We start from the raw sequence: 710 nt of genomic DNA, 5'->3' as shown, positions 1-710 counted from the left end.
TTCGCCCGCATGCGCGAGATCGCCGACATGGTTGGCGCCTACCTGCACGTCGACATGGCCCACTTTGCCGGCCTCGTGGCCGCAGGCGAGCACCCCTCGCCCTTCCCGCACGCGCATGTCGCCACGACCACCACGCACAAGACCCTGCGCGGTCCCCGCGGTGGCATGATCCTGACAAATGATGAAGCAATCGCTAAGAAAGTGAATTCGGCGATCTTCCCCGGCATCCAGGGCGGCCCGCTGATGCACGTGATCGCGGCCAAGGCCGTGGCTTTCGGCGAGGCGCTGCGTCCCGAGTTCAAGGCCTACCAGAAGCAGGTACGCGCCAACGCGGTGGCCCTGGCCGACCAGCTGATCAAGGGCGGTCTCGACATCGTCACCGGCGGCACCGACACCCACGTGATGCTGGTTGACCTGCGCCCCAAGGGCGTGACCGGCAACATCGTCGACAAGGCCCTGGGCCGCGCCCATATCACCACCAACAAGAACGGCATCCCGTTTGACCCGGAAAAACCGACCGTGACCTCGGGCATCCGCCTCGGCACCCCGGCGGGCACCACCCGTGGCTTCGGCGAAGCGGAATTCCGCGAGATCGCCGACCTGATCGTCGAAGTCGTCGACGGCCTCGCCGCCAACGGGGAAGACGGCAACGCCGACGTCGAAGCAAGCGTCCGCGCAAAGGTCAAAACCCTCTGCGACCGCTTCCCGCT

1 protein-coding gene is annotated in these 710 nt (G+C 66.5%); it reads left to right on the top strand.

What is annotated here, in order from left to right:
- A partial coding sequence (locus ABWV42_RS19665) for a serine hydroxymethyltransferase (RefSeq protein WP_353341645.1) occupies nt 1-710 on the top strand: 710 nt, incomplete at both ends.

The organism is Pelagimonas sp. KU-00592-HH (assembly GCF_040369695.1).
Lineage (GTDB): Bacteria > Pseudomonadota > Alphaproteobacteria > Rhodobacterales > Rhodobacteraceae > Shimia.
This window is presented reverse-complemented; position numbering and strand designations above follow the sequence as displayed.